Genomic DNA, 1,886 nt, shown 5'->3' with positions numbered 1-1,886 from the left:
GACAGCTGACCAACCAGGCCGAGGAGTACGACCCGGTCACCAACTCCTGGTCGGCTCTGCCGGCGGCCAACGCGCTGGTCTACCGCGGTAGCGGCGCCTGCGGACTGTACGTCGTCGGCGGCGCGGACGGCGGCAACCGCCCGGTCACCGGCGTCGAGCAGCTGCCCGGATACGACGACTGCGGTAGCTCCGGCGCCGCCGCCTGGCTGTCGGCGCCGCACACCGTCACGGTCGCTCCAGGTGCCACGGTCACGGTACGGGTCACCCTGAACGCGGGTGAGGTCGACCAGGCCGGCACCTACACGAGCGGGCTGACCTTCGGCACCGACTCGCCGTACGCCGTCCCGGCATTGGCCGCCACGATGAAGGTGACCGGCACGCACTGACCGCGGACGGCTGACCGAACGGCACAACCTGACGGGGCTCCCGGGAACCCGGGAGCCCGGTCCTGGGATCAGTGCCGGTGAGAGCCTGGGATAGGGACGTTCACGAGATCGTCCCGATGCGTTCACGAATTACCGGTCGAGCCATGTGGCTCGCCGGTTTTTCGTCGTTCCTGGGGCCTTCGGGCCGCACGGTCGGCTCGGTGAGGGGTTGGTGCGGTGGCGGTCCGGGTGCTGCGCCTCTCACCTGCGGAAACAGGACATGCCTGTGCGACGGCTGGTGGCCGTGGCGCAGGCATGTGGGGTTTTCAGGGGTTGGAACACTGCGAGGGTGCCTCACTCGCGTGGCGGAGGCTCGACCGGGCCGGTCGGAAACATTTGCCCATGGGGTGGCTCGAGAGGCTGGCCGGATCGGGGTGGGGGGCTCGGCGTGCCAGCTTTGCGGGGCCGGATGCCCTGGTCGCGGCGGAACCGTTTGATAGCTCGGAGGTTCGCCACGAAGATGATCACGGCGTTGAGCAGGGTCTGCGCGACGCGTCCGTGGGGCAGTCGAAGCTGGGAGTTGTCGATGCTGTCGAGGGCGGACTTCTTGAGGTTGCCGTTGCCGCCCTCGTTCTGGCTGCGCAGCCCGGACCAGGCTTCCTGCCACAGAGGGGTGAACAGGGGGTATTTCTGCCGCCGCTTGACCAGCACGGTGCCCGGCACGGTGATGCTCTTCCCCGTGCAGATGTCGGGGTAAGGGCCGGCGTCCCGCTTGGGTTTGCGGATAGCGGGCAGGGCGGCCGTGGTGCGGACGGTGGGAGCGTCGAGGTCGACGACGGTGGACGGGCGTGGTTGGGGGCGGCGGTAGCAGGCGACCGTGGCGTGTGGTCCGAGGGCCGGGCACTGCCGACGCTGGTCGCCTGCGGGCCCGTACTCTTTGACCTTGGTTTGGTAGTTCCTGCGGGACTGGATCAAGTTGAGCGCGTGGGCGCGGTCCTCGTCCGTGCGGCTGTTGATGTAGGCGGCGCCCGCGGTGATGAGCGGGGTGGGCATGAGAGGGCAGTAGAACTCGCCGCCGACCAGCTCCATACCGCGGAAGTCCCCTTGCCGGTCTACCTTGTCGTCGTTGTAGTGCTTCACCGTGTTGAGGCCGAATTCGAGCAGCTGCAGATGCAGGTTTCGGGGCTTGGCTTGGGAGATGCCCCGGTCGGCACAGAAGAGGTCCTTGACCAGGCCCCGGTCGTACGCTGCCCGGATGGCACGCAGGGCGGCCGGGCCTGGTTCGGTGCCCGGGGTGTGGAGGATCATGCCGAGGCAGACCGCAGGGTAGGCACCGGCGAGGTCGCCGTGGCCATGGCCGGGGAACGCTGTAGGTGCCAGTAATCTCATCCGTGCTGGTCAGGCCGCCTGTGGGCACTGTCATGGATCCCTCCCGGTCGGCGGTGCCGACGGGGCCTCGTTCGGTGATTGCCGGCCAGCTCCAGCCGGCATCAGGATGGTCCGGTGCTGCCGCGACTGCCC

The 1,886-nt window shown here is 68.9% G+C and carries 2 protein-coding genes; one reads left to right on the top strand and one right to left on the bottom strand.

Going from position 1 to position 1,886, the window contains the following annotated elements; translation table 11 throughout:
• On the top strand, positions 1-386 hold a 386-nt coding region (locus ACWDA7_RS52485; RefSeq protein ID WP_450615260.1), incomplete at its 5' end, for a hypothetical protein.
• 333 nt (positions 387-719) lie between these two features.
• On the opposite strand, the gene ACWDA7_RS52480 is transcribed toward ACWDA7_RS52485, so the two are convergent.
• The gene (locus ACWDA7_RS52480) at positions 720-1,673 is read right to left on the bottom strand and encodes a hypothetical protein (protein WP_450615259.1); all 954 of its coding nucleotides are present in this window, start codon (positions 1,671-1,673) and stop codon (positions 720-722) included.
• Between the last annotated feature and the right edge of the window lie 213 nt (positions 1,674-1,886).

The sequence above is a fragment of the Streptomyces sp. NPDC001156 genome, from assembly GCF_053598275.1.
The sequence above is the reverse complement of the archived record's forward strand: the minus strand, read 5'-3'. Positions and strand labels throughout refer to the sequence as shown.